Consider the following 24,825-nt stretch of genomic DNA (forward strand, 5'->3'; position numbering starts at 1 on the left):
GATCAGCCACCCATTGAACGGGTTGGCGTGCCGCTGACGCGACGCTGCATGGTGTTCTGCTTCGCAACCGATTCGCCAAAACCGCCGCGTGTCACGGTGGTGGTGGTCGCCGGTTTAGGCGCCATTGCGGTTTTCGGCACGGTCATGGTGCGGCCCGGCTGTGCTGCGCCGTAACCTTTACCGGATGCGTCGGTGTACTGACCGTAAGCCGGACTTGCCGGGTTGCGTGAACTGAACAACGGTTGCTGAGCAAACCCCGCGCCACCGCCCATCAGGCGGCCCATCATATAACCCGCCATCAGCGGCATCCAGAAGCTGCCGCTGGACTGCGCTTGTGCCTGGTTTTCCGGCGCGGTGCTGGCCTGTACCGGCGTTTTCTGGCATTGACCTTCACCAAATTCGGCGACGCAATCTTCGCGCGTGGCGTATTTTGGCGCGGTGCGTTCAGCTTCTTTCAGGGCATTATTGTAGGCCGTGGTGCACTCGGCACTTTTACCCGGATTCGCCGACGAGCAATCATCGGCATTTTGGTACAGAGAAACCGTTTCGTCGCTTTTCTCACAGCCCGCCAGCATAAACACGGCGGTGACTGCCAGCGCAACCGGTGTCAGATGACGTGCGCCCCAGCTTTTGCGGAACGTCGCATGTTGAATGTTTTTTGTCCGTTTCATTTTTATCTTCCTGTGGACCCAAAGGCATAAACAGACGATCAGGATAGAGGATGAGGGGGGGAAGTGAAAGCAAGGAGGGGAGGCCTTTACGTTGCCTTACGTAAAAACGGGGGCTGTGTGCCCCCGTTGTGGAAAAGCGAAGAAAACAGCGATTAACGCTTAGCGCTGGTGCGCACGGCGGCGGGTTGTGCGTTACCGTTAAAGTTATCAACGGCGGCAGCCTGCTGCGCGTTTTCCGGCGCGACGCTTTCCGGTGAAGTGGAAATGGATTTACCCAAGGTGTTGTTGAGTGCAACCAGATCCTGTTCGTTCAACGAACCCAGCGCAGACTTAATATTAAGCTGGTTGATCAGGTAGTTATAACGCGCGCTGGAAAGCTGCTGTTTGGCGTTATACAGCGTAGTGGTCGCATCCAGCACATCCACAATGGTGCGTGTACCCACGGAGTAACCAGCTTCCATTGCATCCAGAGAACTCTGGGCGGACACCACCGCTTGTTTGTAAGCGTTGATGCTGCTGATGGAGGCATTCACGTTGTTGAACGAGGAACGCACGGTCTGCACAACGGAACGGTGTGTGCTTTCCAGTTGCTCACTGGAGCCCACAAAGTTGTATTGCGCCTGTTTCACCTGCGAGTTCACCTGACCACCCTGATACAGCGGCAGAGAGAAGCTCAGGCCGACTTTATTCTGGCCCGCGTCATTATCGTTATACTGCGCGCTGTTATTGGTTTTTGAGCCACTGTAAGAGGTATTCGACACGCCGGTTGAGGCGGTTAAATCCAGCGTCGGCAGATGGCCATCTTGCGCCTGGCGGATCTGCTCACGTGCCAGATCCTGATTCAGACGCGCCTGCAACAGCGACAAGTTGCGGCTTTCCGCTTCTTTCAGCAAGGCGTTAACCGGTTGTGGTTTTTCCGTTTTGAAGTTATCGATGTTCAGCGATGCCAGTTCCGGGTACTCGTTGCCGGTCACCTGACGCAGCGATTCAATCGCATTATCGAGGTTATTACGGGCGGTCACTTCGTTAGCCAGTACGGTATCGTATTGCGAACGGGCGTTTTGCACGTCGGTGATTGCCACCAGGCCGACGTTAAAACGCTGGGTGGTTTGATCCAACTGACGGTAGATCGACTGTTTCTGCGCTTCAGTGTAGGAAAGCGTATCAATGGCGCTTAACACGTTAAAATAAGCGGTAGCCGTGTTCAGGATCAGCGTTTGTTGGTCAGTCTGCCAGGTGACATCCTGAATACCCGCTGCTTTTTCCTGTAAGGTCAGTGCGCGCCATTTCGACATATCAAAAATGGTTTGCGTTAACTGGAGAGAGGCGCTGGTGACGTTTGAGTTCACACCCTTGCTGTCACGATAGCCGTTGCTGTAAGTGTAATCTGCACCCAAACCGAGCTGCGGCAGTAATGGGCTGCGCGCTTGGTTGATCTTTTCAAAAGCCGCATCGCGATCGGCTGCGGATTTGCGGAGATCGGGGTTGCTTAAACGCGCCTGCTGGTAAACCTGCAGCAGGTTTTCTGCCTGGCTCATGGCGCTGAAACCGGTCAAACTCAGGCCGATAAGGAGGGGGAGCAATTTCTTCATTTGCATTCCTTGTTGTGAAGCAGTACTAGCGCTGGTCTAAATTGGAAAAATATTCGCCGATTCTACCAGAGATTAGTGGCGCTAAAGCTTGGCGTAACGTGCCATTGACGGAAATTTGCCCCAATCTATCACATAGCGCTTGAAACGTTCGCTAAACAGGCTTGAAATCCACAGTTTGATCATTATTTTTCATGAGATACCGCCAATGAGTCAGTCAACATCATCTGCAGTGACTTTCACAAAAAACGATGTAGAAATTATTGCACGGGAAACGCTCTACAGCGGTTTTTTTTCGCTTGAATTATACCGTTTTCGCCACCGTTTATTTAATGGCGGAATGAGCGGTGAAGTGCGCCGTGAAATTTTTGAACGCGGCCACGCCGCAGTCTTGCTACCCTTTGACCCAGTGCGCGACGAAGTGGTGCTGATTGAACAGATCCGCATTGCCGCAATCGACACCAGCGAAACCCCGTGGTTGCTGGAAATGATCGCCGGAATGATCGAAGAAGGCGAAACTGATGAAGACGTCGCGCGCCGCGAAGCGATAGAAGAAGCGGGCTTGCACGTTGGACGCGTGAAAAAAGTATTGAGTTATCTGGCAAGCCCTGGCGGCACCAGCGAGCGCTCATCTGTAATGGTTGGCGAAGTGGACGCCACGCAGGCCGCAGGGATCCATGGTCTGGTGGATGAAAACGAAGATATTCGTGTTCAGGTGGTGAGCCGGGAGCAGGCTTACCAGTGGGTAGAAGAGGGGAAAATTGACAACGCAGCGTCTGTCATCGCCTTGCAATGGCTGCAACTGCATCATGAGAGCTTAAAAAACGAGTGGAAAAAATGAAGCGTTACACACCTGACTTTCCTGAAATGATGCGCCTGTGCGAGACCAATTTCGCCCAGTTGCGCCGCCTGTTGCCGCGTAATGATGCAGCGGGCGAAGCGGTAAGCTATCAGGTGACCAACGCGCAATACCGGTTAACGATAGTCGAATCCACCCGCTACACTACGCTGGTGGAAATTGAACAGACGGTGCCTGCCGTGAGCTACTGGAGCCTGCCTTCAATGACGGTGCGCCTCTACCATGACGCCATGGTGGCTGAAGTGTGTTCGAGCCAGCAGATCTTTCGTTTTAAAGCGCGTTATGATTATCCGAATAAAAAGTTGCATCAACGCGACGAAAAGCATCAAATTAATCAGTTTCTGGCCGACTGGCTACGTTACTGTTTAGCACATGGAGCAATGGCGATTCCGGTTTGTTAGCGTAGTGAAACCTAAGGACACCATTTGGAAAGCCTGTTAAACCTTTCTCTGGCTGGTGAGGCCAGGGTCAGGATATTACAAATTACTGACTCTCACCTGTTTGCCGAAAAGCATGAAACGCTGTTAGGGGTGAATACCTGGGAGAGCTACCAGGCGGTACTGGACGCGATTAAAGCTCAACAGCGCGGATGCGATCTTATTGTCGCCACCGGCGACCTGGCGCAGGATCATACCGCTGCGGCTTATCAGCACTTTGCTGAAGGCATCGCAAGCTTTAACGTGCCCTGCGTCTGGCTGCCGGGAAACCACGATTTTCAACCTGCGATGTACAGCGCGCTGCAAGAAGCGGGGATTTCCCCGGCGAAACGTGTTTTCGTTGGTGATAGCTGGCAAATCCTGCTGCTCGACAGCCAGGTGTTCGGCGTTCCGCACGGTGAGCTAAGTGAGTTCCAACTTGACTGGCTTGAGCAAAAGCTTGCCGCCAGTCCGGATCGGCACACCTTGCTGCTACTGCATCATCATCCGTTGCCGTCAGGGTGTAGCTGGCTCGATCAGCACAGCCTGCGCAATGCCGGTGAGCTTAACAACGTATTGCAGCGTTTCCCGAAAGTACGGCATCTGCTGTGCGGGCATATTCATCAGGAGCTGGATCTCGACTGGAATGGCCGCCGCCTGCTGGCGACGCCATCAACCTGCGTTCAGTTCAAGCCGCACTGCGCTAATTTCACGCTCGATACCATCGCGCCAGGTTGGCGCTGGCTGGACCTGCACGCCGACGGCACTTTGCACACGGAAGTTTGCCGCCTGCAAAGCACGAAATTCAGTCCGGACACGGCGTCGGAAGGATACTGATGTCTACGCTTCTCTATCTGCATGGCTTTAACAGCTCGCCGCGTTCTGCCAAGGCGACGCAGCTTTCGCAGTGGCTGGCGCAAAACCATCCCGAGATTGACATTATTGTGCCGCAATTACCGCCTTATCCTGCCGCGGCGGCGGAACTGGTTGAATCACTGGTGATGGCGCAGGGCGGAAAACAGCTTGGTATAGTAGGTTCGTCGCTGGGCGGCTATTTTGCGACCTGGCTTTCGCAGTGTTTTATGTTGCCCGCGGTCGTGGTTAATCCGGCGGTGCGGCCCTTTGAATTGCTGGCGGATTTCCTCGGTAATAACGAGAACCCCTACACGGGGCAACAATATGTGCTAGAGTCTCGCCATATTTACGAGCTCAAAGTGATGCAAGTTGACCCGCTCGAAGCGCCGGATCTTATCTGGTTGCTGCAACAAACCGGGGACGAAGTGCTGGATTACCGCCAGGCTGTGGCATATTACGACGCATGCCGCCAGACTGTGGAAGAGGGCGGAAACCATGCCTTTGTAGGCTTTGAGAATCATTTCACACAGATTATCGAGTTCCTTGGGCTGTGTTGAGCTCACCAGGAAACGATGCGGTCACTATCTACGAACAAACCATGACGCAATCCTATAATGCTGATGCCATAGAGGTACTCACCGGGCTTGAGCCGGTTCGCCGCCGTCCGGGGATGTACACCGATACCACACGCCCTAACCATCTGGGTCAGGAAGTTATTGATAACAGCGTGGATGAAGCGCTGGCGGGCCACGCCAAGCGTGTGGACGTGATCCTGCATGCGGATCAGTCGCTGGAAGTTATCGACGACGGGCGCGGCATGCCGGTGGATATCCACCCGGAAGAGGGGGTTCCGGCAGTTGAACTGATCCTCTGCCGTCTGCACGCGGGCGGTAAATTCTCCAATAAAAACTACCAGTTCTCCGGTGGCTTGCACGGTGTCGGAATTTCAGTGGTAAACGCCCTGTCCCGCCGCGTAGAAGTCACCGTCAGGCGTGATGGGCAAGTCTACAGCATCGCCTTTGAAAACGGCGAAAAAGTGCAGGATTTGCAGGTCATCGGCACTTGTGGCAAACGCAACACCGGTACCAGCGTCCACTTCTGGCCGGATGAATCTTTCTTCGATAGCCCGCGTTTCTCTGTCTCCCGCCTGACGCATTTACTGAAGGCGAAAGCGGTGCTTTGTCCGGGCGTGGAAATCACCTTCAAAGATGAAGTGAACAACGCGGAGCAGCGCTGGTGTTACCAGGATGGTCTCAACGACTACCTGAGCGAGGCGGTTAACGGCCTGCCTACGCTGCCGGAAAAACCCTTTATTGGCACCTTCTCCGCAGAGACAGAAGCGGTGGACTGGGCGCTGCTGTGGCTGCCGGAAGGCGGTGAACTGCTAACGGAAAGCTACGTTAACCTCATCCCAACCATGCAGGGCGGCACGCACGTTAACGGCTTGCGTCAGGGGTTGCTGGACGCTATGCGTGAGTTCTGCGAATACCGCAATATTCTGCCGCGCGGCGTGAAGCTCTCCGCTGAAGATATCTGGGATCGTTGTGCGTATGTGCTGTCTGTAAAAATGCAGGATCCGCAGTTTGCCGGGCAGACCAAAGAGCGTTTGTCGTCCCGTCAGTGCGCCGCGTTTGTTTCCGGCGTGGTGAAAGACGCATTCAGCCTGTGGCTGAACCAGAATATCCAGCTGGCTGAACTGCTGGCGGAAATGGCGATCTCCAGCGCGCAGCGCCGTATGCGCGCCGCCAAAAAAGTGGTGCGTAAGAAACTCACCAGCGGTCCGGCGTTACCGGGCAAGCTGGCAGACTGTACCGCGCAGGACCTGAGCCGTACTGAACTGTTCCTGGTGGAGGGGGATTCCGCAGGCGGATCCGCCAAACAGGCGCGCGATCGTGAGTATCAGGCGATCATGCCGCTGAAAGGGAAGATCCTGAACACATGGGAAGTCTCTTCCGATGAGGTTCTCGCCTCCCAGGAAGTCCACGATATTTCGGTGGCGATCGGCATCGATCCGGACAGCGACGATCTCAGCCAGTTGCGCTACGGCAAGATCTGTATCCTCGCGGATGCGGATTCCGACGGTTTACACATTGCCACACTGCTGTGTGCGCTGTTTGTCAAACACTTCCGCGCGTTGGTGAAAAACGGTCACGTTCATGTGGCGCTGCCGCCGCTGTACCGTATCGATCTCGGTAAAGAGGTCTATTACGCGCTGACGGAAGAGGAAAAAACTGGCGTGCTGGAGCAGTTAAAACGCAAAAAGGGCAAACCGAATGTGCAGCGCTTTAAAGGGCTGGGCGAAATGAACCCGATGCAGTTGCGTGAAACGACGCTTGATCCGAATACCCGCCGCCTGGTGCAGCTTATTATCAGTGATGAAGATGAGCAGCAAACCAACGCGACCATGGATATGCTGCTGGCCAAAAAGCGCTCGGAAGACCGGCGTAACTGGTTGCAGGAAAAAGGCGATATGGCGGATATCGAAGCCTGATGCAAAAAAAAGGGATGCCGAAGCATCCCTTTTTACTTAGCGGCGCAGGTGCCGTTCACCCCACTCCAGCGCGGTGTTGATCAGCGCGATCAGTAACTCGCGGAACCGCTCGCTCTTCTCTTCCGACCAGGTAAATTGCTCTTCATCCATGTAGCAACATTGCGCAACCTCAAGCTGCACCGCATGAATATGCTGCTGCGGATCACCATAGTGGCGGGTGATGTAACCGCCTTTAAAGCGGCCATTCAATACCCTGGTGTAGTGCGGAAATGCCTCACAGCGCGCCAGCAACGCGGCACTCAGATCCGGTGCGCAGCTTGCGCCATCGGCAGTGCCAAAATTGAGATCCGGCAGCTTACCGTCGAACAGGCGCGGCACCACCGACTTGATAGAATGTGCATCCCACAACAAGGCGTAACCGAAGGTATCGCGCAGCCTTGTTAGTTCCTGCATCAGCGCCTGATGATAAGGCTGCCACAGATGCTGCAAAACCGCGGCCTTCATCGCTTCATCCGGCTCTTGTCCGGCGTTGAACAGCGGTTCGCCGTCAAAGAACGTGGCCGGAAACAGGCCGGTGGTGGCAGTACTGTACAGCGGTTTATCATCGGCCGGGCGGTTTAAATCCACCACATAGCGGGAGTAGTTCGCGCTCAACACACTTGCGCCCAGCGCACGGATGGGCTGATACAGCCGCGGAATATGCCAGTCAGTATCTTCCAGCCGCTGCGCACGGGGCGTCAGCGCGGCGGCGATCGCCGATGTCAGTTGTGTGCCAGGGTGCGGCATACTCACCAGCAACGGCAGCGTACCCTGATGTAATTCGAACCCGTTAGTCATGCCAGACTTCCTCCCCCTTATAAATCACCCGCTTGGATAACGTGCCGCCCAACCAGTAGCTCAGTTCCGCCGGATGTTCGACGTCCCACGCCACAAAACTGGCCTCTTTGCCGGCCTGTAACGTACCGCAATGCGCACTGATGCCTAATGCGCGGGCTGCATGACAGGTTACACCCGCCAGCGCCTCTTCCGGCGTCAGACGGAACAGGGTGCAGGCCATGTTCATCATCAATCGCAGGGATAGCACCGGAGAGGTGCCGGGATTCAGATCGCTGGAAATGGCTATCGGCACCCGGTACTGACGTAACAGCGCCACAGGCGGCTGTTGCTGCTCCCGTAAAAAATAGAACGCGCCCGGCAGCAGCACAGCGGTGGTGCCGTGTTGCGCCATTAGCGCAATATCCTCTTCACATAAGTATTCCAGATGATCGGCCGAAAGGGCGTTATAGCGGGCAGCGAGCCCTGCGCCATGCAGCAGTGAGAGTTGCTCCGCATGCAATTTCACTGGTAAACCCAGCTGTTGCGCCGTGCGGAACACGCGCTCCACTTGTTCGGGAGAGAAAGCCAGATGTTCGCAAAAGGCGTCAACCGCATCCACCAGCCCTTCTGCGTGCAAATCAGGTAACCAGCGCTGGCAGATGTCGTCGATGTACTCATCTGCGCGGTGCTGATACTCCGCTGGCAAGGCGTGTGCGGCAAGACAGGTGCTGAAGAGGGCCAACGGCATTTCGTCAGCCAGCATACGGATCACCTGCAACATTTTACGCTCATCGGCAAAGCTGAGGCCGTAACCGGACTTGATTTCAAGCGCTGTGACGCCATCTTTGCGAAGTGCGTCGATGCGTTTGCGCGCGCTGGTCAGCAGTTGCTGTTGATCGGCGCGGCGGGTGGCGTTGACGGTACTGATAATTCCGCCGCCTGCCGCCGCGATCTCCGCATAGCTCGCCCCGTTAAGCCGCATCTCGAACTCCTGGCTGCGATTGCCGCCAAAGACACTATGGCTGTGGCAATCAATCAGCCCGGGGGTAACCAGATGCCCCTGCAAATCCACTTCATCATCGACCGCTCTTTCCGGCTGCGTTCCCTCTTTGCCCAGCCATACAATCTGCGAACCATCGGTCAGCATGGCGGCTCCGGTTATCAGGTTATATTGCCCATCCACCATGGTGGCAATCTGACAATGGCGCCATAAAGTACGCATAAGCGTTCTCCCGTGATGATAGTGCGCGGCGGTTACCGCGCCGTTAAATCATGCCCCAGAAATCATTGGCAGGTTGAGACCGTGCTCATTGGCACAGGCAATGGCCGAATCGTAGCCCGCATCCGCGTGTCGCATCACGCCTGTCGCCGGATCGTTATGCAGCACACGGGCAATACGTTCTGCGGCTTCATCCGTGCCGTCGCACACCACCACCATTCCGGAATGTTGGGAAAAGCCCATGCCAACCCCGCCGCCGTGGTGCAGAGAGACCCAGGTCGCGCCGCTGGCGGTATTGAGCAGTGCATTCAGCAACGGCCAGTCGGAAACGGCGTCAGAGCCATCTTTCATCGACTCCGTTTCCCGGTTTGGGCTGGCGACGGAACCTGAATCGAGGTGGTCGCGGCCAATGACAATCGGTGCGGAAACCTCACCACGTCTGACCATTTCGTTAAACGCCAGGCCCAGCTTCGCGCGTTGCCCCAGACCGACCCAGCAGATACGCGCCGGCAAGCCCTGGAAACTGATGCGCTCTTTTGCCATATCCAGCCAGCGGTGCAGGTGCGCATCGTCGGGAATCAGCGCTTTCACCTTTTCATCGGTGCGATAGATATCTTGCGGATCGCCAGACAACGCTGCCCAACGGAACGGACCGATCCCCCGGCAAAACAGCGGGCGAATATAGGCGGGAACAAAACCGGGAAAATCGAACGCATTACTGACGCCCATCTCTTTCGCCATCTGGCGGATGTTATTGCCATAATCAAACGTTGGAATACCCTGCTGTTGGAAGGCGAGCATCGCTTTTACATGCTCCGCCATAGAGGCTTTTGCCGCCTGAATCACCTGTGCAGGCTCTGTCTTCGCGCGTTCGCGGTAGGTTTCCCACTGCCAGCCGATGGGCAGATAGCCGTTCAGCGGATCGTGGGCGCTGGTTTGGTCGGTGACGATGTCCGGGCGTACACCGCGTTTAACCAGCTCTGGCAATATCTCTGCTGCGTTACCGTGCAGCGCAATGGAAACCGCTTTGCCCTCGCGGGTATAGCGATGAATACGCGCCAGGGCATCATCCAGATCGCTTGCCTGCTCGTCCACATAGCCGGTGCGCAGACGGAAATCGATACGTGACTGCTGGCACTCAATGTTCAGTGAACAGGCGCCAGCCAGCGTGGCCGCCAGCGGCTGCGCGCCGCCCATACCCCCCAGCCCCGCGGTCAGTACCCAACGCCCACTTAGTGAACCGTTATAATGTTGGCGACCTGCTTCCACGAAGGTTTCATAGGTGCCCTGTACGATCCCCTGGCTGCCAATGTAGATCCAGGAGCCGGCGGTCATCTGCCCGTACATCGCCAGCCCTTTGGCATCCAGTTCATTAAAGTGTTCCCAGTTTGCCCAATGAGGAACAAGGTTAGAGTTGGCGATCAGCACCCGGGGAGCATGCGTATGGGTTTTAAACACGCCCACCGGTTTACCAGACTGCACCAGCAACGTTTCATCGTCGTTAAGCTGTTTTAACGCCTCAACCATTTTATCGAAGCACTCCCAGTTGCGCGCCGCACGACCAATCCCCCCGTAGACCACCAGCTCTTTGGGATTTTCCGCAACATCAGGATCCAGATTATTCATCAGCATGCGCAGCGGGGCTTCCGTCAGCCAGCTTTTTGCATTCAATGTTGTGCCGCGCGGCGCTCTGATTTCAACATCACGATAACGGGAATGTTCACTACTCATGCGGTTTACCTTCTCTGTTTGCTAGCGGAATAAATGCTCGCTGAAATGGCGATGTCATTTTGCATTATCTTGTATATACATGATAAGCACATACAGTGCCACTTTGATCATTTTATTTATTTACTTGTAAAAACAGCATGTTAAAAAGAAATATTTATTGGTGTGCGTTTATCAACCTGATTTGTTGCTGTTTTTATGCACCGTCATTGTGCGAGATGAGGAGGTTTGTGAGCGATTCAGGTGCAAAAAAAGAGCGCCGGGTACAGGCGGCAACACAGTTGAATATATGTTTTTTTCACAGGTCTTGAATGCTTTATTGATTTAATACTTTGTTTTTATGCTTTTTATTTGAAATGGTGATGGTTGCAATGGCGTTATGGCACATGGCTTGCAAGTTGTACATACAAGGATATACATACGGCCTATTACCCGGCCCTGTTCTTTGGCGGCACATGATGACCATAAGGCGTAGCGATGATTACTTTCAATAATGTGACCAAGCATTATGACGACGGCACCGTTGTGGTGGACGGCCTGAACCTGGTTGCGCCGGGAGGGAAAATTACCGTACTGGTGGGGCCGTCCGGCTGCGGAAAAACCACCTCATTACGGATGATCAACCGGCTGGTGGAACCCTCTTCCGGCACCATTTTGCTGAACGGTGAATCCACCGCGCAAATGGATGTGGTGCAACTGCGTCGGCGCATTGGTTACGTCATCCAGAATGCCGGGCTGTTTCCGCATAAAACCATCCTCGATAACATCGCCACCACCGCCATCCTTAACGGTGCGACCAAAAGCAAAGCCAGAGCCAGAGCGGGGGAGCTACTGGAGGTGGTTGGGCTGGCGTCGCAACTGGCAAAACGTTACCCCTGGCAGCTCTCCGGCGGTCAACAACAGCGCGTTGGTGTGGCGCGTGCGCTGGCTGCCGACCCGGAATTTATGCTGATGGATGAACCCTTCAGTGCGGTCGATCCGGTGGTGCGCGAACAGTTGCAGGAGGAGTTTCTGCGCATTCAGAAGGCGGTGAGCAAGACCATTATCATGGTCACCCACGACATTGATGAAGCGATGAAGCTGGGTGACCGTGTCGCGGTATTGAAACCTGGCGGCAAGCTGGCGCAACTGGCTACCCCCGGAGAGTTGCTGAATGCGCCACAAAGCGAATTTGTGGCGGACTTTATCGGCCGCGATCGTGGCTATCGCAAACTCAGTTTTCACGCTTCCGGGCCATTGCCAGCCCTTCAGGCGGAACCTGCCGTTGAAATAGGCGCATCTCTTTCACAAGCGTGCGGCGTCAGTGCGCAACGCTGGTTATTGGTCACGCAGCAGGGTAAAGCCTGCGGCTGGTTCGACACCCACCAGCAGGTAGAGGTTATTGCCCCGGAAAACATCAATCTGGGTGCCACTTTTTCGCCGCAGGGCGGCACGCTGCGTCAGCTGCTGGACTCGGCGTTAAGTTCACCCTGTCATCGCGCTGTGGTGGTCGACGAACAACACCGACCGGTGGGATCGCTGTCGCTGGAAAAGGTGCTGGATGCCTGTAAGTCGCTGACCCAGGAGGCGCTATGAGGTTTGACTGGCTGTGGGCGCAGAGCGACCGAATCCTCTCGCTGTTGCTGTGGCACTGCTACTTGTCGATTACGCCAATCATGATGGGGCTGCTACTGGCCGTGCCGGTTGGCTGGGCGGTGCAGAGCCTGCCGGGCGTCAAAGCGATGATCCTCAATCTGTTTGGCCTGCTATACACCATTCCGTCGCTGGCGCTGTTTGTGCTGTTGCCACCGCTGCTGAATACGCAAATCCTCGATCCGCTCAACGTGGTGGTGGCGTTGACGATTTACAGCTTTGCACTGTTGGTCAGGACGGTGTGCGACGGGTTGGATTCGGTCCCGACCGAGACCCGGCAGTCTGCTTCTGCGCTGGGCTACACGCCGCTGCAACAGTTTCTGCAAATCGATCTGCCGCTTGCCGTGCCGGTGATTGGCGCGGGCCTGCGCGTCGCCGTGGTGTCCAACGTCAGTATTGTCTCTGTGGCAGCGCTGATTGGCGCGCCGCAACTGGGATCGCTGTTTACGCAGGGTTTTCAGTTGCAGTTTCTCACGCCAATTATCGCCGGTATTGCGCTGTGTATCGTGCTGGCCCTGGTGCTTGATGCGTTGGTCGTGGCGATAACCCGCATCTTGAGCCGTTGGCAACCTAAAAGGGGATGAGCAATGTCTGAATGGTTTTTCGATCCCAGCCACTGGTACGGCGATGACGGCATTGCGCCTCTGCTGTTACAGCATGTGGGCTATAGCGCAGCGGCGCTGGCATTTGCGATCGCCATTGCTTTCCCGGTGGGGTGCTATACCGGGCATACCGGTAAAGGGGAGGCGCTCCTGATGGGGATGACGAACGCACTGCGCTCACTGCCCTCGTTTGGTCTGATTATTTTGTTGGTGATCCTGCTGGCGGGCTATTTCGAATCGGATATGGCCTTTGTACTGCCTTGCATCATTGTGCTGGTGGTTCTGGCGTTGCCTCCGGTGGCGTTGGGCGTACACGCGGGGATTCGCTCGGTGGATCCCGGTGTGCATGATGCGGCGAAAGGCATTGGCCTGACCCCGTTTCAGGTACTGATGCAGGTGGAATTACCTTGTGCTGCGCCGCTGATCCTCTCTGGGATTCGCAGCGCGGCGTTGCAAATCGTCTCTACCGCTACCATCGCGGCGTATGTGTCGCTTGGCGGTCTCGGGCGGCTGATTATCGATGGCAGGGCGGCGAATGATTTCGCACAAATGACTGCCGGCGCGATCCTCGTCGCGCTGCTGGCACTGATGATTGATCTCTTATTTTCGCTCGTCGGGAAAGTGGTGGTGTCGCCAGGCATCTCCCGGCGTACCCACAACCAGTGATGCTTAGTCCTTTAATTACAGAAGGTTAACACGATGAATGTTCAGAAACGCTCTCTTATGTTGCTCAGTGCCGCACTGCTGTCTGTCGCTTCTTCTGTCTGGGCTGCGGACGCCGGTCAGAAAGTCATTATCGGCTCGGCGGATTTCCCGGAAAACCAGTTACTGGCGACCATTTACGCCGGTGCGCTGGAAGCGCAGAACATTCCGGTAGAGAAAAAACTCAATATTGGCAGTCGCGAAGTCTATATTCCGGCGCTGCTTGATGGCTCTATTAATGTTATCCCGGAGTACAGCGGCGCGCTGCTAAGCTATCTGGATGCGAAAAATACCGCGCACAGCTCGGAAGAGGTGGCCACAGCGCTGGCCACGAAACTGCCAAAAAATGTCAGCATGCTGAACACCTCTGCGGCGCAGAACAGTGATGTGCTTGCGGTGACGAAAAAGACCGCCGACAAGTACAAACTGAAAACCATCGATGACCTGAAGCCGATTGCCAGTGAGCTGGTGCTTGGCGGCCCGGCGGAGTGGAAAACCCGCCATGAAGGCGTTCCCGGCTTGCGCGAGGTCTACGGCCTGAATTTCAAAAGCTTTAAAGTGCTGGATGTCGCCGGTCCGTTGACGCTGACCGCATTGAAAAACAACCAGATCCAGGTCGCGGATCTCACTTCCACTACGCCGGAGATCAAAAAAGATCACCTGGTGGCGCTTGATGATCCAAAACACCTGTTTGCGGCACAGAATATTGTTCCTATTGTCGCCAGCGCCACGCTGAACCCGACCATTCAAAGCACGCTGAATGCGATCTCCGCGCAATTGACGACCGAGGATCTGATTGCCATGAATGAACAGCTTGCTGAGTTCGCCAGCATTGATGATGTGGCGCACCAGTGGCTGGTTAAACACCAACTGAGCAAGTAAGGAACGGCTGCAAGATGACGACAACGTCCTTTTCTTCCACGCAACAGCGTGATGCGGTGACATTAGGCCGGGCCACCACGACTCTTGATGAACTGGTGCGTATTGCCGATGGTGCACCAGTGGCGCTGGATCCTGATGCGCTGTCGTACATGGATACGGTCAGCGGGTATATCCACAACGCCATGAACCGTGGCGACGTGATCTATGGCCTGACAACCGGCGTGGGAGATCTGGTAACCGAGCGTCTCTCTGCGGATCAGATTGCCAGCATGCAACTTAATATGCTGCGCAGCCATGCCTGTGGCATGGGGGCAGATCTGTCGGTGCGGGAAGTGCGGGCGATGATGGCGGTGATGCTGAAATCGTTGCTGCAAGGATGCAGCGGCGTCAGTGCGGAACTGGCGCAGCGGATGGCACTCATGCTGAACCGGCAGGTTACTCCGTGGTCTCCGGCTGGCGGCTCCGTTGGCTATCTGATTGCCACCGCGCATATCGGTTTATCCCTGTTTGGCGAAGGGCAGTGCTGGTATCAGGGGCAGCTGCTGCCTTCCGCCGATGCGCTGGCGAAGGCGGGGATCCCGCCCCGTGTTCCCGGTCCGCGTGAAGGGCATGCGCTGATCAGTGGCACGTACGAAATCACCGCGCTGGCCTGCCTGGCGGTGCGGGATTTTGAACAGCTGCTGCCGGTCGCGGATATGGCGGGCGGCATGTGCCTTGAAGCGTTGAAAGGCAACACCCGCGGCTACGATGCACGACTGCATGCGCTACGCCCCCATGCCGGACAACAGGAAACGGCACGCATTTTGCGCCGCTTATTGCAGGGAAGCGACATTCTTCAACGCTACCGCGACCATCGGGTACAGGATGCGCTCAGTCTGCGTTGCATTCCGCAGATCCACGGTGCGGTGCGCGATCAACTGGCGCATTGCCGCCATATCGTGACCACCGAACTCAATGCGGTTACTGATAACCCGGTATTTTTAATTGAAGCGGATGAACTGGTGACGTTGCCGGGGGGGAACGGGCATGGCGCGCCGCTGGCACTGGCGCTGGATGCGCTGGCGGTGGCGATTGCCCAACTCAGCACGGCCTCACAAGCGCGCTCAGACCGGATCACCAACGTGCATCTCAGTGGACTGCCCGCGTTTCTGGTGGGCAAAAGCGGTGCCAATTCCGGGATGATGATCCCGCCCTATGTCGCAGCCGCGCTCGCCGGGGATAACCGTAGTCTGGCTGCGCCCGCCAGCGTGCACACGGTATCGACCTGCGCCGGGCAGGAAGATCATATCAGCATGGGTGTGTCGGCGGCGCGTAAGGCACGGCAAGCGGTAGCGAATGCGGTGGATATTGTGGCGATTGAACTGCTATGTGCCTGTCAGGCGATTGAGTTCCACCGCCCGCTGCGGGCATCCGTCGGCACGGAGTTAACGTTGGCGCAGGTGCGTAAGCGGGTGGCGTTTCGTGAAACGGATACGGCGCTATATCCGGATATGCACGCTGTTCGCGATCTGATTGCCAGCGGTGAGTTGAGTCGCCAGCTTTGTGCGCTGATTAACGACGAAGCGGAGAATGGGTAAACGTCAGCGCCGCGATGAGCGGGAGAGGAGTGTTACGCAGGCGAAATGCGTGTCTGCGCCTGCGTTGACTGCGAGGGTCGCCGGGGCATCGATCAACAAGCTGTCGTAATGCTGCAAGGTAAATGATTGTGCGTTAACGGCGACATCCAGTGCGTCACCGGCGTTAAACAGCAGCAGGGTGCCTTGCGGATGCGCCCACTCTCCATCGCACGCCCAGCGAACGGCAGCCTGTGTGGTTTGCGGGTTATAGATAACGTTGAAATCCAGCAGCGGCCCGCCGACCACCTCGCAGTATGCGTCACTGTCGCCGTTAAAATCCGTTGCCTGAAAAGGCGGGATCAGTGCGCTGCGTTGGCCGTCGAGGGTGAGGAACATGCCGTCGCCTTCCAGCACGCTGATATTTCGCAGGTAGCCAGAGAAACGCGAGAATGCGCCGTTCTCACGAATGGTGGCGACCGATACGCGCCAGTCGTACGCTTCGCTTCCGGGAAAACGACACACTTCACGGGTAACACCCTGGCCGTTTTTCCAGCGCATCTCTGCATAGTCGGCGTAGGACAGCAGCACGGTCATTTGCGCATGCTTCCTTCCAGCCGGTAGCGTGGGCCTGGGTAGACCAGCCGCACGCTGGTGACGATTTTTTTGTCCTGCCGACCGGTCCAGGTACGGCGATTGACCTGTAAGCAAGGGGTGTGTTCATCAATTTCCAGATACGCGCACTCCGTGCGGGGCACGTTGACCGCCTCAATAATGTGTTCCCCTTCTACAATCGGCGCGATGGAGGAGAGATAGGCGTTCGGGGTGATGCGGGTAAAATCCTGCTGTAGATAGTCCGGCACAATTAACGCATTCACCAATCGGTCTTCCAGCATCACCGGTACGCCGTTTTCGTAATGGCAGATCAACGAGTGGAACAGACGGCTGCCTTTTGGCAGGTTAAATGCCAGTGCTTGCTGGGCATCGGCATGCAACTGGGTGAGTTCAAGCACTCGGGCGTGATGACGATGACCGCGGCTGACAATCTCATCGGCGATGTTATTGATTTCCAGCAACGCAGATTGCCCACGCACTTCGGCGACAAAAGTGCCGACGCCCTGCATACGCACCAGCAGACCTTCGGCGGTCAGCTCGCGCAGGGCGCGGTTAATGGTCATGCGGCTGTAGCCGAACTGGCTGACCAGTTCACTTTCGGATGGTACGCGGAAATTGACCGGCCAGACGCCGCTGTGAACATTGGTTTTGATCATGCTTTTTACCCTTTCATAGAAAGGGGCGGGCTGATCCAGATGCCCTTCTTCAGCCACTGTTTTAAACACGTCGCTTTGCGCCATTACGCTATCCTCACCTGATGAGTGATAAAGTTTACTCTACCCCCTATTAGATGTATATATATAAACATGTATATACATCTTGTGAATGTCTGCGCGGAGAGGGGATATGGCGGTCTATTTCGCGGCAAAAGCATTGCTGCCGCAAGGTTGGGCAAATAATGTCAGGATCACGGTTTCAGCACAGGGCATGATCAGTGCGCTGGAAAGCGACAGTCAGCCGGGTGATGACGACATCCGGCTGGCGGGTTTTCTGGTGCCGGGGATGCCAAATCTGCACTCGCATGCCTTTCAGCGCGCCATGGCGGGATTGACCGAAGTGGTGGGCGATCCGGCGGACAGCTTCTGGACATGGCGGGACTTGATGTACCGGCTGGTGGATAAAATCAGCCCGGACCAACTGGAAGTGATTGCCAGCTATCTGTATATCGAAATGCTGAAAGCCGGTTATACCTCTGTGGCGGAGTTTCACTATTTACACCATGATCGCGGTGGCAAACCTTACGCGCACCCCGCTGAACTGGCGCTGCGTATTTCGCAGGCGGCTAAAACCGCAGGCATCGGGTTAACGTTACTGCCGGTGCTCTATAGCTATTCCGGCTTTGGTGGGCAGGCAGCTTCTGCCGGGCAGCGCCGTTTTCTTCATGACACCGAAGGCTATCTGGCGCTGCATGAAACGCTTACTGCACAGCTTGCCAGTGAACCGATGCAGCGTACCGGGCTGTGCTTCCATTCACTGCGGGCGGTGACGCCGGAACAGATGCAGACGGTACTCGAGGCCAGTCCGCAAAAACAGCCAGTACATATTCATGTCGCTGAACAGCAAAAAGAGGTGGAGGACTGCGTCGCCTGGTCCGGGCTGCGCCCGGTGGAGTGGCTGTACCGCCATCAACCGGTGGATGAACACTGGTGCCTGATCCATGCGACGCACGTGACGCCGGAAGAGACGCGCAGGATGGCCGCATCCGGTGCAGTGGCGGGTCTGTGTCTGACCACGGAGGCCAACCTTGGCGACGGTATTTTCCCCGGCGCGGATTACCTTACCCGGCGCGGTGCCTGGGGAATTGGCTCCGACAGCCATATTAGCGTCAGCGTTACGGAAGATCTGCGCTGGTTTGAGTACGGTCAACGGCTGAGTCAGCGGCGGCGCAATCTTCTGCATCTGCCCGACGAGCCGTATATCGGTAATGTGCTGTATCAGGGGGCGTTGCAGGGCGGGCGCAGGGCGTTAGGTCAGCCAATCGGTCAACTGGCGACAGGCGAACGTGCCGATATGCTGTTGTTGGATAGCCGCGATCCTTTCCTGGCCACTGCCGGCGATCGCGAACGGCTGAACCGCTGGATTTTTGCCTGTGCGGCCAACCCGATAAAAAGAGTCATGGTGGGAGGACGATGGGTGATTGAAGAGGGGCGGCATGTGCACGAAACGCGCATCACGTCTGCCTTTATCCAGGTCATGCAGCAACTGGTAGCGTAAACAGGGATGCCGGTCCGGCATCCCGTCACGCGTTAATCTACACGGTTAAGCAGGGGTTGCAGGAAACTGGCGGCTTTCATCGCGCCATTGGCGGTAAGGGTATGCGGCACGCCGGGTTCAAAATACGTATCGGCATTGATACCCGCGTCCCCAAGGGCTGCGGCGGCGCGCTCACTCTCTTTCCAGGCGATCACCGGATCGCTCATCCCGTGTACCAGTAACACCGGTGTATTGCTTGCAGGCTGCCACGGCCGGGGGGAGGCGAGACGACCGGAAAAGGCGACCACCGCCGCCAGCGGCCACTGACCATTAACCAGCGCGTCCAGCGACATAATGGCTCCCTGAGAGAAGCCCGCCAGCACCAGCTTGTCTCTGCCTGGCTGTACATCATGCTTTTCGAGCAACCCGTTGATCGTGGCATTGAATGCCGCGCGCGCATCCGCAATACGTCCGGCACGCGTTTCTTCGGTGATGCCGTTAACGCTAAACCACTGGAAACCCGGTCCCATATCAAAGTGCGACGGCCCGTCTGGCGAAGCCACCAGCACATCGCCCAGCGTCTGCGACCAGTATTTCCCTAGGCCGCGCAAGTCGTCTCCGCGGCTGCCAACACCGTGTAACAGCACAATCATTTTTTTCATCATCGCGTCCTGTCAGAGCCCATAAGCGCTCAAATCCGGCCCCTGCGGGACAATGCCGTTAGGGTTGAGGGCTTTGATGGAGTAATAGCCCTGCTTAATGTGATCGATATTCACCGTCTCGCGAATGCCGGGGTAGGCCAGCATCTGGCGCAGATAGCGGTCCAGATGGGGATATTCCGCTAGTTTGCGCAGGTTGCATTTAAACAGCCCGTGATAAGCGGCATCAAAGCGCACCAGCGTCACGAACAGGCGAATATCCGCTTCCGTTAACTGGTCGCCGCAAAGAAACGTGCGCTGCGCAAGGTGGCTTTCCAGTTTATCCAGTTGCGTAAACACATCGCTGACCGCTTCTTCATAACTGACCTGCGTGGTGGCAAAACCGGCGCGATAAACCCCATTGTTGAGATTCGGGTAGATCTCCGCGTTCAGGCGGTCGATCTCATCGCGCAGAGGCAACGGATAGAGATCGAGCGTCTGGTTTGCCAGCTCGCCAAAGCCACTGTTAAACATGCGCACAATATCGGCCGACTCGTTATTCACGATGGTGTGGGTTTTCTTGTCCCACAGCACCGGCACCGTTGCGCGCCCGGTAAATCGGGCGTCGGCGCGGGTGTAAAGTTGATGCAGCCACTCCGCCTGATTGAGCGTATCGCGATGAGCGCCGGGGTAATCACCAAAATGCCAGCCTTCGGCCAGCAGCCAGGGTTCGACCACGGACACGCTGATGACCGCTTCCAGCCCTTTCAGTTTGCGCGCAATCAACGTACGGGACGCCCACGGGCAGATCAGCGCCACATACAGGTGATAACGGTCCGGTTCGGCCTGAAAACCACCATCGCCGGTGACGCCAGCCGACCCGTCCGGTGTGACCCAATGGCGAAAGCTGGAGGTCTGGCGCACAAAGCCACCTTTCTCGTCGGTAGACTGTACCGGATGCCAGTCCGCTGTCCATTTACCCTCAATCAGCATATAAACTCCGTTAACTCTGTCGTGTGGTGGGCTTCAGTGCGAATTTACCGTCGCCGGTTAACGCCAGCACCAGCAGACCCACGATCCAGAATGCCGGGAATTCCCAGCCACCGTTCGGGTTTGTGAAGAAGAAGCCCGCCGGACCGTGTACGGTAAAAATAGCGCCAAGCAGGATAGGAATCAGCACAATCGCCACAATGCGGGTGTAGACACCGAGGATCAGGGCAATTGCGCCCAGCAGTTCAACAGTCATCGTGATGTAGGCCAGCCAGCCTGGCAGTCCCAGAGACGCAAAGAATTTTGCCGTGCCCGCCGGGGTAAACGCGAAAAATTTCAGGCTGAAATGCGCCAGAAACAGAATACCCAGCGCCAGGCGCATCAGCAGAGCAGCATACGGGGTCGTGCGTTGATCGAACATGGTGGTCTTCCTCTCAGGTCAGTTGATGAGGGGAGTGTATAGTCTTTCCATATCAATGATTATCCGCTCAGAACAGGTATGTTTATTTCCAATATGGAAATTATCACCACCCCTGTTCCCAGACGGGCTGTGGTGAGAAGGATTCCACCAGAAAGTCGATCAACACGCGGGACTTCTGCGCCAGGTAGCGGGCGGGAGGATAGACAGCGAACAGCGCCAATGGCGGCGCTTCATAGGCGCTCAGCAGCGGTTTCACACGCTGGGCTTTCAGCGCTTTTCCGGCCACAAAAACCGGTATCCGCGCAATGCCCAGCCCGGCGCAAGCTGCTTCAAGACAGACTTCGGCATTGGAGAACTTCATGCGCCCGCGCACTGGCTGGGCGTGTAGCTGCTGTTGCGCATCAATAAACGGCCAGTGCCAGGGGTCACGAAAGTTGGTATCGACAATCAGGCTGTGTTGGTCGAGTTGCTGCCAGTGCGACGGTTCACCGTGGCGGGCCAAGTAGTCCGGCGATGCCACCACCACGTTGCGAATTGCACACAAACGGCGTGCGACCAGGCTGCTGTCCGTCAGGCTGCCGATGCGTAATGCCAGATCAAATCCTTCATCCACCACGCTGACCAGCCGATCGGCAAAGCTGACATCCAGCTCAATATCCGGATAACGACGGGCGAACGCCACCAGATGCGGCGTCAGTTGCGACGTGCCAAAGGTGACAGGCGCAGAGATGCGCAGCAGACCGGAAGGGGCATTAGCAATGTTGCGTACCGAGTCATTGAGCGCGTCATAATCGATCAGTAACTGGCGAATGCGCTCATAATAGGCCTGTCCCACCTCTGTGGGGGTGAGCGAGCGTGTGCTACGGCGCAATAGATTGACCCCCAGTTCATGTTCCAGGCGGGAGATCAGCTTAGAGGCCTGACCGTGACTGGTGCCGCAGCGTTGCGCCGCGCCGGTAAAGCTGCCGGTTTCCATTACCGCCACAAACATGCGATCGCAATCCAGCCGTTCCATATGCTTTTTCCGGTGAAGTTATCAGAGCATCACCATAGCAAAACCGTGCCAGGGGCAACAGTCAGCGCTGCGCCGTGGGATGATTTTTACGGTACTGAAGTGGCGTTTCGCCGATGCCCTTCTTAAACGCGCTGATAAAGTAGGTCACATCGGAAAAACCGACGTCATCGGCGATCTCGCGGATACTGAGTACGCCGTGCAGCAGGTGATCACAGGCTTTTCGCAGACGGATGGTGTTCAGGTATTGATGGATATGCTCACCGGTTTCGAAATGGAAACGGCGCGAGACATAACTGCGGGACTTGCCCAGCTCCTGAGCCAGTCTGTCGAGACTGAATTTTTGCCGGTAGTTTTCTTCCAGCCAGAACATTACCGGCGTGGCAATGCCGCTGCGCTCTTCCGGCAACTCCTCGTTGGCTTCCGGCAACATGCCCAGCAGGTTAAGCAGCAGGCAGGCGACCTGCTCGCCCGTCAGACTGGCGCAGGCAGCAAGCCTGGCATAACAGCTAAACAGGTGATCGATATGCGGGTGAATATCGGCGGCGTCCATCACCACCGCCGCGCCGCCACGCAGCGAGAGACGCTGTAAACGGCTGTGGTTATGCGGGAAATCGCGCAGCTGTTTGAGCACCGCACGGTGATCGACATGAATGATGGTGCGGCGATAACGATCCTGTGCCTGCTCATCCACCATCACTTTATGAATGGTAAAGGGCGGGAAGAAAAACAGCCGACCGGGGCGCATGGTGTACTGGCGGTTATCGACAATCACCACGCCAAAACCCTCTTCGACGTACAACACTTCCAGACACTGATGCCAGTGGTGGTAACGCACGGTATTGGCGAAAAGCCGACTGAACGACACGATGGTGTCATTCAGGGTGATCAGCTCAAGACGCTCTGCCTGCCAGTTGTCACTCATAGTGCAACAGTTCTCAATTTTTGCCCGAATGAATCCAGTTATAAACCACAGTTTTAAATTTCCTCAATAGCGGTTTCAGGCAAATTCAGGCGGTGTGACAAAGCTAACATTTCCCCTTCTCATGCATTCACTATCCTTCAGCCACACCCAAGGGAGAGCAACCTATGCAGACGGCGGAAGTGAAAACATCAAATCCATTGTCATCCCGCGACGACGTGGTCGCCGCGCTGAACACGATGCTGAGCGCGCTGGATCGCCAGTTCCCGGCGGGGGAATCCCGCTTTTCACTGGGGGCGACCAGCGCCCATTACCCTACCGATATTGCAGAGATGGAGGGATTGTCGCGGGCATTATGGGGGCTGTTCCCGTTGATGGCGGGAGGCGATGCCGAACCGTTTAGCCCGAAATACCTGGCGGCAATAAAGCGCGGCACCGATCCGCAAAGTGAGGGCTACTGGGGGGAAACCGGGCCTTACGATCAACGCCTGGTGGAGATGGCTGCCTATGGCCTCGGTCTGGCGCTACTGGGCGACGCACTCACCGCAAGCTTTAGCGAACGCGAAGTGCATAACCTGCATCGCTGGCTTAACCAGATTACCGATGCTGAGATGCCCGATAGCAACTGGCATTTCTTTGCCATCATGGTGCAACTGGGCTTTAAACGTGCGGGACTCCCTTGGGATGCCGCGGCGATTGAACGCCGTTTTGCGATGATGGACGCTTATTACCTGGGTGATGGCTGGTATTCCGATGGTCCTGGCCGACCGAAAGATTACTACATTCCGATGGCGTTCCATTTTTACGGCCTGGTTTACGCCACGCTGAATGGCGATGACGACCCCGTGCGGGCAGACATTATCCGCGAACGGGCGCGCCTGTTTGCGCAGGATTTTATCTCAATGTCGGCTGCGGAAGGGGAGTGCGTCCCCTATGGACGCAGCCTGACGTACCGTTTTGCGATGGTTGCTTTTTGGAGTGCAGTGGCGTTCTCCGGGCTGGATGTTTTCCCGGCTGGCGTGGTGAAAGGGGTGATCTTGCGCCATCTGCGCTGGTGGCAGAAGCAGCCGATTTTTGACCGTGACGGCATTTTGACACTGGGTTTTGCCTACCCCAACCTGGCGATGTGCGAAGACTACAACTCACCGGGTTCGCCGTACTGGGCCTTAAAGGTCTTTCTCATTCTGGCGCTACCCGCTGCGCACCCGTTCTGGCAGGCCGATGAATTACCGTTGCCGGAGCGGGCCGCGCAGCGAACCCTGCCGCACGCCGGGCAAATTCTGGTGCACAGTGATCACGCGCGGCATGTCTGGATGCTCGCTTCCGGGCAGCTTGAGCTGAACAATTACGTCAACACCGAGGCGAAATACACCAAATTTGCCTATTCAAGCCTGTTTGGCTTCACCATTGAACGCGGGCGTTATGGCATTAAACACGCCGCCTGCGACTCCATGCTGCTGCTCAGCGACGGTGATAACTATTTCCGCGGCCGCCGGGAATGTGACGAGGTGGTCGTTAGCGAACAGGCCATTTTCTCCCGCTGGTCACCGTGGCATGACGTGCATATTGCCACCTGGCTGATCCCCTATGGCGACTGGCATGTGCGGGTACACCGTATTGACTCCGCCCGCCATTTGCAGAGCGTGGAGGGTGGTTTCGCGGTGCTGAAAGCCGCGCATCGTTGCGAAGAGGGCGGAAGCCTGGTGGTGGCGGAAAACGGCATCAGCGCCATTTTCCCGCTGGCAAGCACCGTTATGCGCCAGGCGGAGAGCGTGGTTACACCGCCAAACAGCAGCATTATGTTTGCTCCCTGCGCGGCGATCCCGGTGTTGCAGGGCGATATTCCCCCTGGTCGTCACTGGCTGGCGAGCGCGGTACAGGCCGCCGCCTCTGAAGGGGCATTTAATTCCTGCATACCGCAACTGCACAGAGAAGAACAGGCGCTGGTTATTCACCAGGCCGGAAAAGCAAAACACGTCATTACTTTTTAATTCCCGGTTATTACCGGATGCCGAACTC

24 protein-coding genes are annotated in these 24,825 nt (G+C 56.4%); 12 read left to right on the forward strand and 12 right to left on the reverse strand.

Annotation, left to right across the window (positions count from 1 at the left end; genetic code table 11):
- Window positions 1–2: 2 nt before the first annotated feature.
- Window positions 3–671 (reverse strand): DUF1190 family protein, encoded by a 669-nt coding sequence (locus ABGA49_RS12685; protein WP_347665621.1) that lies wholly within the window; start codon window positions 669–671, stop codon window positions 3–5.
- A 152-nt stretch (window positions 672–823) separates the two neighbouring features.
- Window positions 824–2,263 carry an outer membrane channel protein TolC gene (gene tolC, locus ABGA49_RS12690; RefSeq protein WP_134318660.1) on the reverse strand — a complete coding sequence of 480 codons (1,440 nt, stop codon included), beginning with the start codon at window positions 2,261–2,263 and terminating at the stop codon, window positions 824–826.
- 205 nt (window positions 2,264–2,468) lie between these two features.
- Here tolC and nudF point away from each other — a divergent pair, with 205 nt between their 5' ends.
- The 5 genes from nudF to parE are packed head-to-tail and all read left to right on the forward strand — an operon-like array spanning window position 2,469 to window position 6,881.
- On the forward strand, window positions 2,469–3,101 hold the full coding sequence (nudF, locus tag ABGA49_RS12695) for an ADP-ribose diphosphatase (protein WP_061493107.1): 633 nt from the start codon (window positions 2,469–2,471) through the stop codon (window positions 3,099–3,101).
- Window positions 3,098–3,520 carry a DUF1249 family protein gene (locus tag ABGA49_RS12700; protein ID WP_061493108.1) on the forward strand — a complete coding sequence of 141 codons (423 nt, stop codon included), beginning with the start codon at window positions 3,098–3,100 and terminating at the stop codon, window positions 3,518–3,520. The genes nudF and ABGA49_RS12700 overlap by 4 nt, the downstream gene beginning before the upstream one ends.
- Before the next feature lie 24 nt (window positions 3,521–3,544).
- Window positions 3,545–4,372 carry a 3',5'-cyclic-AMP phosphodiesterase gene (gene cpdA / locus ABGA49_RS12705; RefSeq protein ID WP_061493109.1) on the forward strand — a complete coding sequence of 276 codons (828 nt, stop codon included), beginning with the start codon at window positions 3,545–3,547 and terminating at the stop codon, window positions 4,370–4,372.
- Window positions 4,372–4,947, forward strand: a complete 576-nt coding sequence (gene yqiA, locus ABGA49_RS12710; RefSeq protein ID WP_061493110.1) for an esterase YqiA — start codon at window positions 4,372–4,374, stop codon at window positions 4,945–4,947. The genes cpdA and yqiA overlap by 1 nt, the downstream gene beginning before the upstream one ends.
- A gap of 41 nt (window positions 4,948–4,988) precedes the next feature.
- On the forward strand, window positions 4,989–6,881 hold the full coding sequence (gene parE, locus ABGA49_RS12715; protein WP_061493111.1) for a DNA topoisomerase IV subunit B: 1,893 nt from the start codon (window positions 4,989–4,991) through the stop codon (window positions 6,879–6,881).
- A gap of 36 nt (window positions 6,882–6,917) precedes the next feature.
- Here parE and hutG read toward each other — a convergent pair whose 3' ends face one another.
- The 3 genes from hutG to hutU are packed head-to-tail and all read right to left on the reverse strand — an operon-like array spanning window position 6,918 to window position 10,647.
- Window positions 6,918–7,718, reverse strand: coding sequence for an N-formylglutamate deformylase (gene hutG / locus ABGA49_RS12720; RefSeq protein ID WP_061493112.1), 801 nt, complete (start codon window positions 7,716–7,718; stop codon window positions 6,918–6,920).
- Window positions 7,711–8,919 (reverse strand): imidazolonepropionase, encoded by a 1,209-nt coding sequence (gene hutI, locus ABGA49_RS12725; protein WP_347665622.1) that lies wholly within the window; start codon window positions 8,917–8,919, stop codon window positions 7,711–7,713. Before hutI ends, hutG begins: the two co-directional genes overlap by 8 nt.
- 48 nt (window positions 8,920–8,967) lie before the next feature.
- Window positions 8,968–10,647, reverse strand: a complete 1,680-nt coding sequence (hutU, locus tag ABGA49_RS12730; RefSeq protein ID WP_347665623.1) for a urocanate hydratase — start codon at window positions 10,645–10,647, stop codon at window positions 8,968–8,970.
- A 474-nt stretch (window positions 10,648–11,121) separates the two neighbouring features.
- On the opposite strand from hutU, the gene ABGA49_RS12735 reads away from it, so the two are divergent.
- Genes ABGA49_RS12735 through ABGA49_RS12755 form a run of 5 tightly spaced genes read left to right on the forward strand, consistent with a single transcriptional unit; the run spans window position 11,122 to window position 16,039 of the window.
- Window positions 11,122–12,219, forward strand: a complete 1,098-nt coding sequence (locus tag ABGA49_RS12735; protein ID WP_088238419.1) for an ATP-binding cassette domain-containing protein — start codon at window positions 11,122–11,124, stop codon at window positions 12,217–12,219.
- Entirely contained in the window at window positions 12,216–12,860 is a 645-nt protein-coding gene (locus ABGA49_RS12740; RefSeq protein WP_347665624.1) for an ABC transporter permease subunit, read from the forward strand. Before ABGA49_RS12735 ends, ABGA49_RS12740 begins: the two co-directional genes overlap by 4 nt.
- Before the next feature lie 3 nt (window positions 12,861–12,863).
- Window positions 12,864–13,544 (forward strand): ABC transporter permease, encoded by a 681-nt coding sequence (locus ABGA49_RS12745; protein WP_061493117.1) that lies wholly within the window; start codon window positions 12,864–12,866, stop codon window positions 13,542–13,544.
- Between the two features lie 33 nt (window positions 13,545–13,577).
- Entirely contained in the window at window positions 13,578–14,462 is an 885-nt protein-coding gene (locus ABGA49_RS12750) for an ABC transporter substrate-binding protein (protein WP_061493118.1), read from the forward strand.
- A 14-nt stretch (window positions 14,463–14,476) separates the two neighbouring features.
- Complete coding sequence (locus ABGA49_RS12755) at window positions 14,477–16,039, forward strand: aromatic amino acid ammonia-lyase (protein WP_061493119.1); 1,563 nt, start codon at window positions 14,477–14,479, stop codon at window positions 16,037–16,039.
- 3 nt (window positions 16,040–16,042) lie between these two features.
- On the opposite strand, the gene ABGA49_RS12760 is transcribed toward ABGA49_RS12755, so the two are convergent.
- Both ABGA49_RS12760 and hutC read right to left on the reverse strand, forming a co-directional pair.
- A complete protein-coding gene (locus ABGA49_RS12760; RefSeq protein WP_061493120.1) occupies window positions 16,043–16,612 on the reverse strand; it encodes a HutD family protein in 570 nt (189 codons plus the stop codon).
- Window positions 16,609–17,370, reverse strand: coding sequence for a histidine utilization repressor (gene hutC / locus ABGA49_RS12765; protein WP_061493121.1), 762 nt, complete (start codon window positions 17,368–17,370; stop codon window positions 16,609–16,611). The genes ABGA49_RS12760 and hutC overlap by 4 nt, the downstream gene beginning before the upstream one ends.
- A gap of 106 nt (window positions 17,371–17,476) precedes the next feature.
- On the opposite strand from hutC, the gene ABGA49_RS12770 reads away from it, so the two are divergent.
- Window positions 17,477–18,844: a formimidoylglutamate deiminase gene (locus ABGA49_RS12770; protein WP_347665625.1), complete on the forward strand. Its 1,368-nt coding sequence runs from the start codon at window positions 17,477–17,479 to the stop codon at window positions 18,842–18,844.
- A 32-nt stretch (window positions 18,845–18,876) separates the two neighbouring features.
- On the opposite strand, the gene ABGA49_RS12775 is transcribed toward ABGA49_RS12770, so the two are convergent.
- The 5 genes from ABGA49_RS12775 to ABGA49_RS12795 form a co-directional block, all read right to left on the reverse strand.
- Window positions 18,877–19,485 carry a dienelactone hydrolase family protein gene (locus tag ABGA49_RS12775; RefSeq protein WP_347665626.1) on the reverse strand — a complete coding sequence of 203 codons (609 nt, stop codon included), beginning with the start codon at window positions 19,483–19,485 and terminating at the stop codon, window positions 18,877–18,879.
- A gap of 12 nt (window positions 19,486–19,497) precedes the next feature.
- Entirely contained in the window at window positions 19,498–20,454 is a 957-nt protein-coding gene (locus tag ABGA49_RS12780; protein WP_061493124.1) for a glutathione S-transferase family protein, read from the reverse strand.
- A 10-nt stretch (window positions 20,455–20,464) separates the two neighbouring features.
- The gene (locus tag ABGA49_RS12785; protein ID WP_061493125.1) at window positions 20,465–20,872 is read right to left on the reverse strand and encodes a DoxX family protein; all 408 of its coding nucleotides are present in this window, start codon (window positions 20,870–20,872) and stop codon (window positions 20,465–20,467) included.
- Between the two features lie 103 nt (window positions 20,873–20,975).
- Window positions 20,976–21,887, reverse strand: coding sequence for a LysR family transcriptional regulator (locus ABGA49_RS12790; protein WP_061493126.1), 912 nt, complete (start codon window positions 21,885–21,887; stop codon window positions 20,976–20,978).
- 61 nt (window positions 21,888–21,948) lie between these two features.
- The gene (locus ABGA49_RS12795) at window positions 21,949–22,809 is read right to left on the reverse strand and encodes an AraC family transcriptional regulator (protein WP_134318665.1); all 861 of its coding nucleotides are present in this window, start codon (window positions 22,807–22,809) and stop codon (window positions 21,949–21,951) included.
- Between the two features lie 164 nt (window positions 22,810–22,973).
- On the opposite strand from ABGA49_RS12795, the gene ABGA49_RS12800 reads away from it, so the two are divergent.
- Complete coding sequence (locus ABGA49_RS12800) at window positions 22,974–24,797, forward strand: DUF2264 domain-containing protein (RefSeq protein WP_347665627.1); 1,824 nt, start codon at window positions 22,974–22,976, stop codon at window positions 24,795–24,797.
- The last annotated feature ends 28 nt before the right edge of the window (window positions 24,798–24,825 follow it).

The organism is Kosakonia sp. WA-90, from assembly GCF_039871955.1.
GTDB classification, from domain to species: Bacteria; Pseudomonadota; Gammaproteobacteria; order Enterobacterales; family Enterobacteriaceae; genus Kosakonia; species Kosakonia oryzendophytica.

Bases quoted from the DNA above. Each gene is read 5' to 3' on its own strand.
- tolC (WP_134318660.1), bottom strand. From the start codon at position 2,263: ATGAAGAAATTGCTCCCCCTCCTTATCGGCCTGAGTTTGACCGGTTTC.
- ABGA49_RS12745 (WP_061493117.1), top strand. From the start codon at position 12,864: ATGTCTGAATGGTTTTTCGATCCCAGCCACTGGTACGGCGATGACGGC.
- ABGA49_RS12740 (WP_347665624.1), top strand. From the start codon at position 12,216: ATGAGGTTTGACTGGCTGTGGGCGCAGAGCGACCGAATCCTCTCGCTG.
- ABGA49_RS12800 (WP_347665627.1), top strand. From the start codon at position 22,974: ATGCAGACGGCGGAAGTGAAAACATCAAATCCATTGTCATCCCGCGAC.
- yqiA (WP_061493110.1), top strand. From the start codon at position 4,372: ATGTCTACGCTTCTCTATCTGCATGGCTTTAACAGCTCGCCGCGTTCT.
- ABGA49_RS12700 (WP_061493108.1), top strand. From the start codon at position 3,098: ATGAAGCGTTACACACCTGACTTTCCTGAAATGATGCGCCTGTGCGAG.
- ABGA49_RS12795 (WP_134318665.1), bottom strand. From the start codon at position 22,809: ATGAGTGACAACTGGCAGGCAGAGCGTCTTGAGCTGATCACCCTGAAT.
- parE (WP_061493111.1), top strand. From the start codon at position 4,989: ATGACGCAATCCTATAATGCTGATGCCATAGAGGTACTCACCGGGCTT.
- ABGA49_RS12735 (WP_088238419.1), top strand. From the start codon at position 11,122: ATGATTACTTTCAATAATGTGACCAAGCATTATGACGACGGCACCGTT.
- ABGA49_RS12790 (WP_061493126.1), bottom strand. From the start codon at position 21,887: ATGGAACGGCTGGATTGCGATCGCATGTTTGTGGCGGTAATGGAAACC.
- hutU (WP_347665623.1), bottom strand. From the start codon at position 10,647: ATGAGTAGTGAACATTCCCGTTATCGTGATGTTGAAATCAGAGCGCCG.
- ABGA49_RS12780 (WP_061493124.1), bottom strand. From the start codon at position 20,454: ATGCTGATTGAGGGTAAATGGACAGCGGACTGGCATCCGGTACAGTCT.
- hutI (WP_347665622.1), bottom strand. From the start codon at position 8,919: ATGCGTACTTTATGGCGCCATTGTCAGATTGCCACCATGGTGGATGGG.
- ABGA49_RS12760 (WP_061493120.1), bottom strand. From the start codon at position 16,612: ATGACCGTGCTGCTGTCCTACGCCGACTATGCAGAGATGCGCTGGAAA.
- ABGA49_RS12755 (WP_061493119.1), top strand. From the start codon at position 14,477: ATGACGACAACGTCCTTTTCTTCCACGCAACAGCGTGATGCGGTGACA.
- ABGA49_RS12775 (WP_347665626.1), bottom strand. From the start codon at position 19,485: ATGAAAAAAATGATTGTGCTGTTACACGGTGTTGGCAGCCGCGGAGAC.
- hutC (WP_061493121.1), bottom strand. From the start codon at position 17,370: ATGGCGCAAAGCGACGTGTTTAAAACAGTGGCTGAAGAAGGGCATCTG.
- nudF (WP_061493107.1), top strand. From the start codon at position 2,469: ATGAGTCAGTCAACATCATCTGCAGTGACTTTCACAAAAAACGATGTA.
- hutG (WP_061493112.1), bottom strand. From the start codon at position 7,718: ATGACTAACGGGTTCGAATTACATCAGGGTACGCTGCCGTTGCTGGTG.
- ABGA49_RS12785 (WP_061493125.1), bottom strand. From the start codon at position 20,872: ATGTTCGATCAACGCACGACCCCGTATGCTGCTCTGCTGATGCGCCTG.
- ABGA49_RS12685 (WP_347665621.1), bottom strand. From the start codon at position 671: ATGAAACGGACAAAAAACATTCAACATGCGACGTTCCGCAAAAGCTGG.
- ABGA49_RS12750 (WP_061493118.1), top strand. From the start codon at position 13,578: ATGAATGTTCAGAAACGCTCTCTTATGTTGCTCAGTGCCGCACTGCTG.
- ABGA49_RS12770 (WP_347665625.1), top strand. From the start codon at position 17,477: ATGGCGGTCTATTTCGCGGCAAAAGCATTGCTGCCGCAAGGTTGGGCA.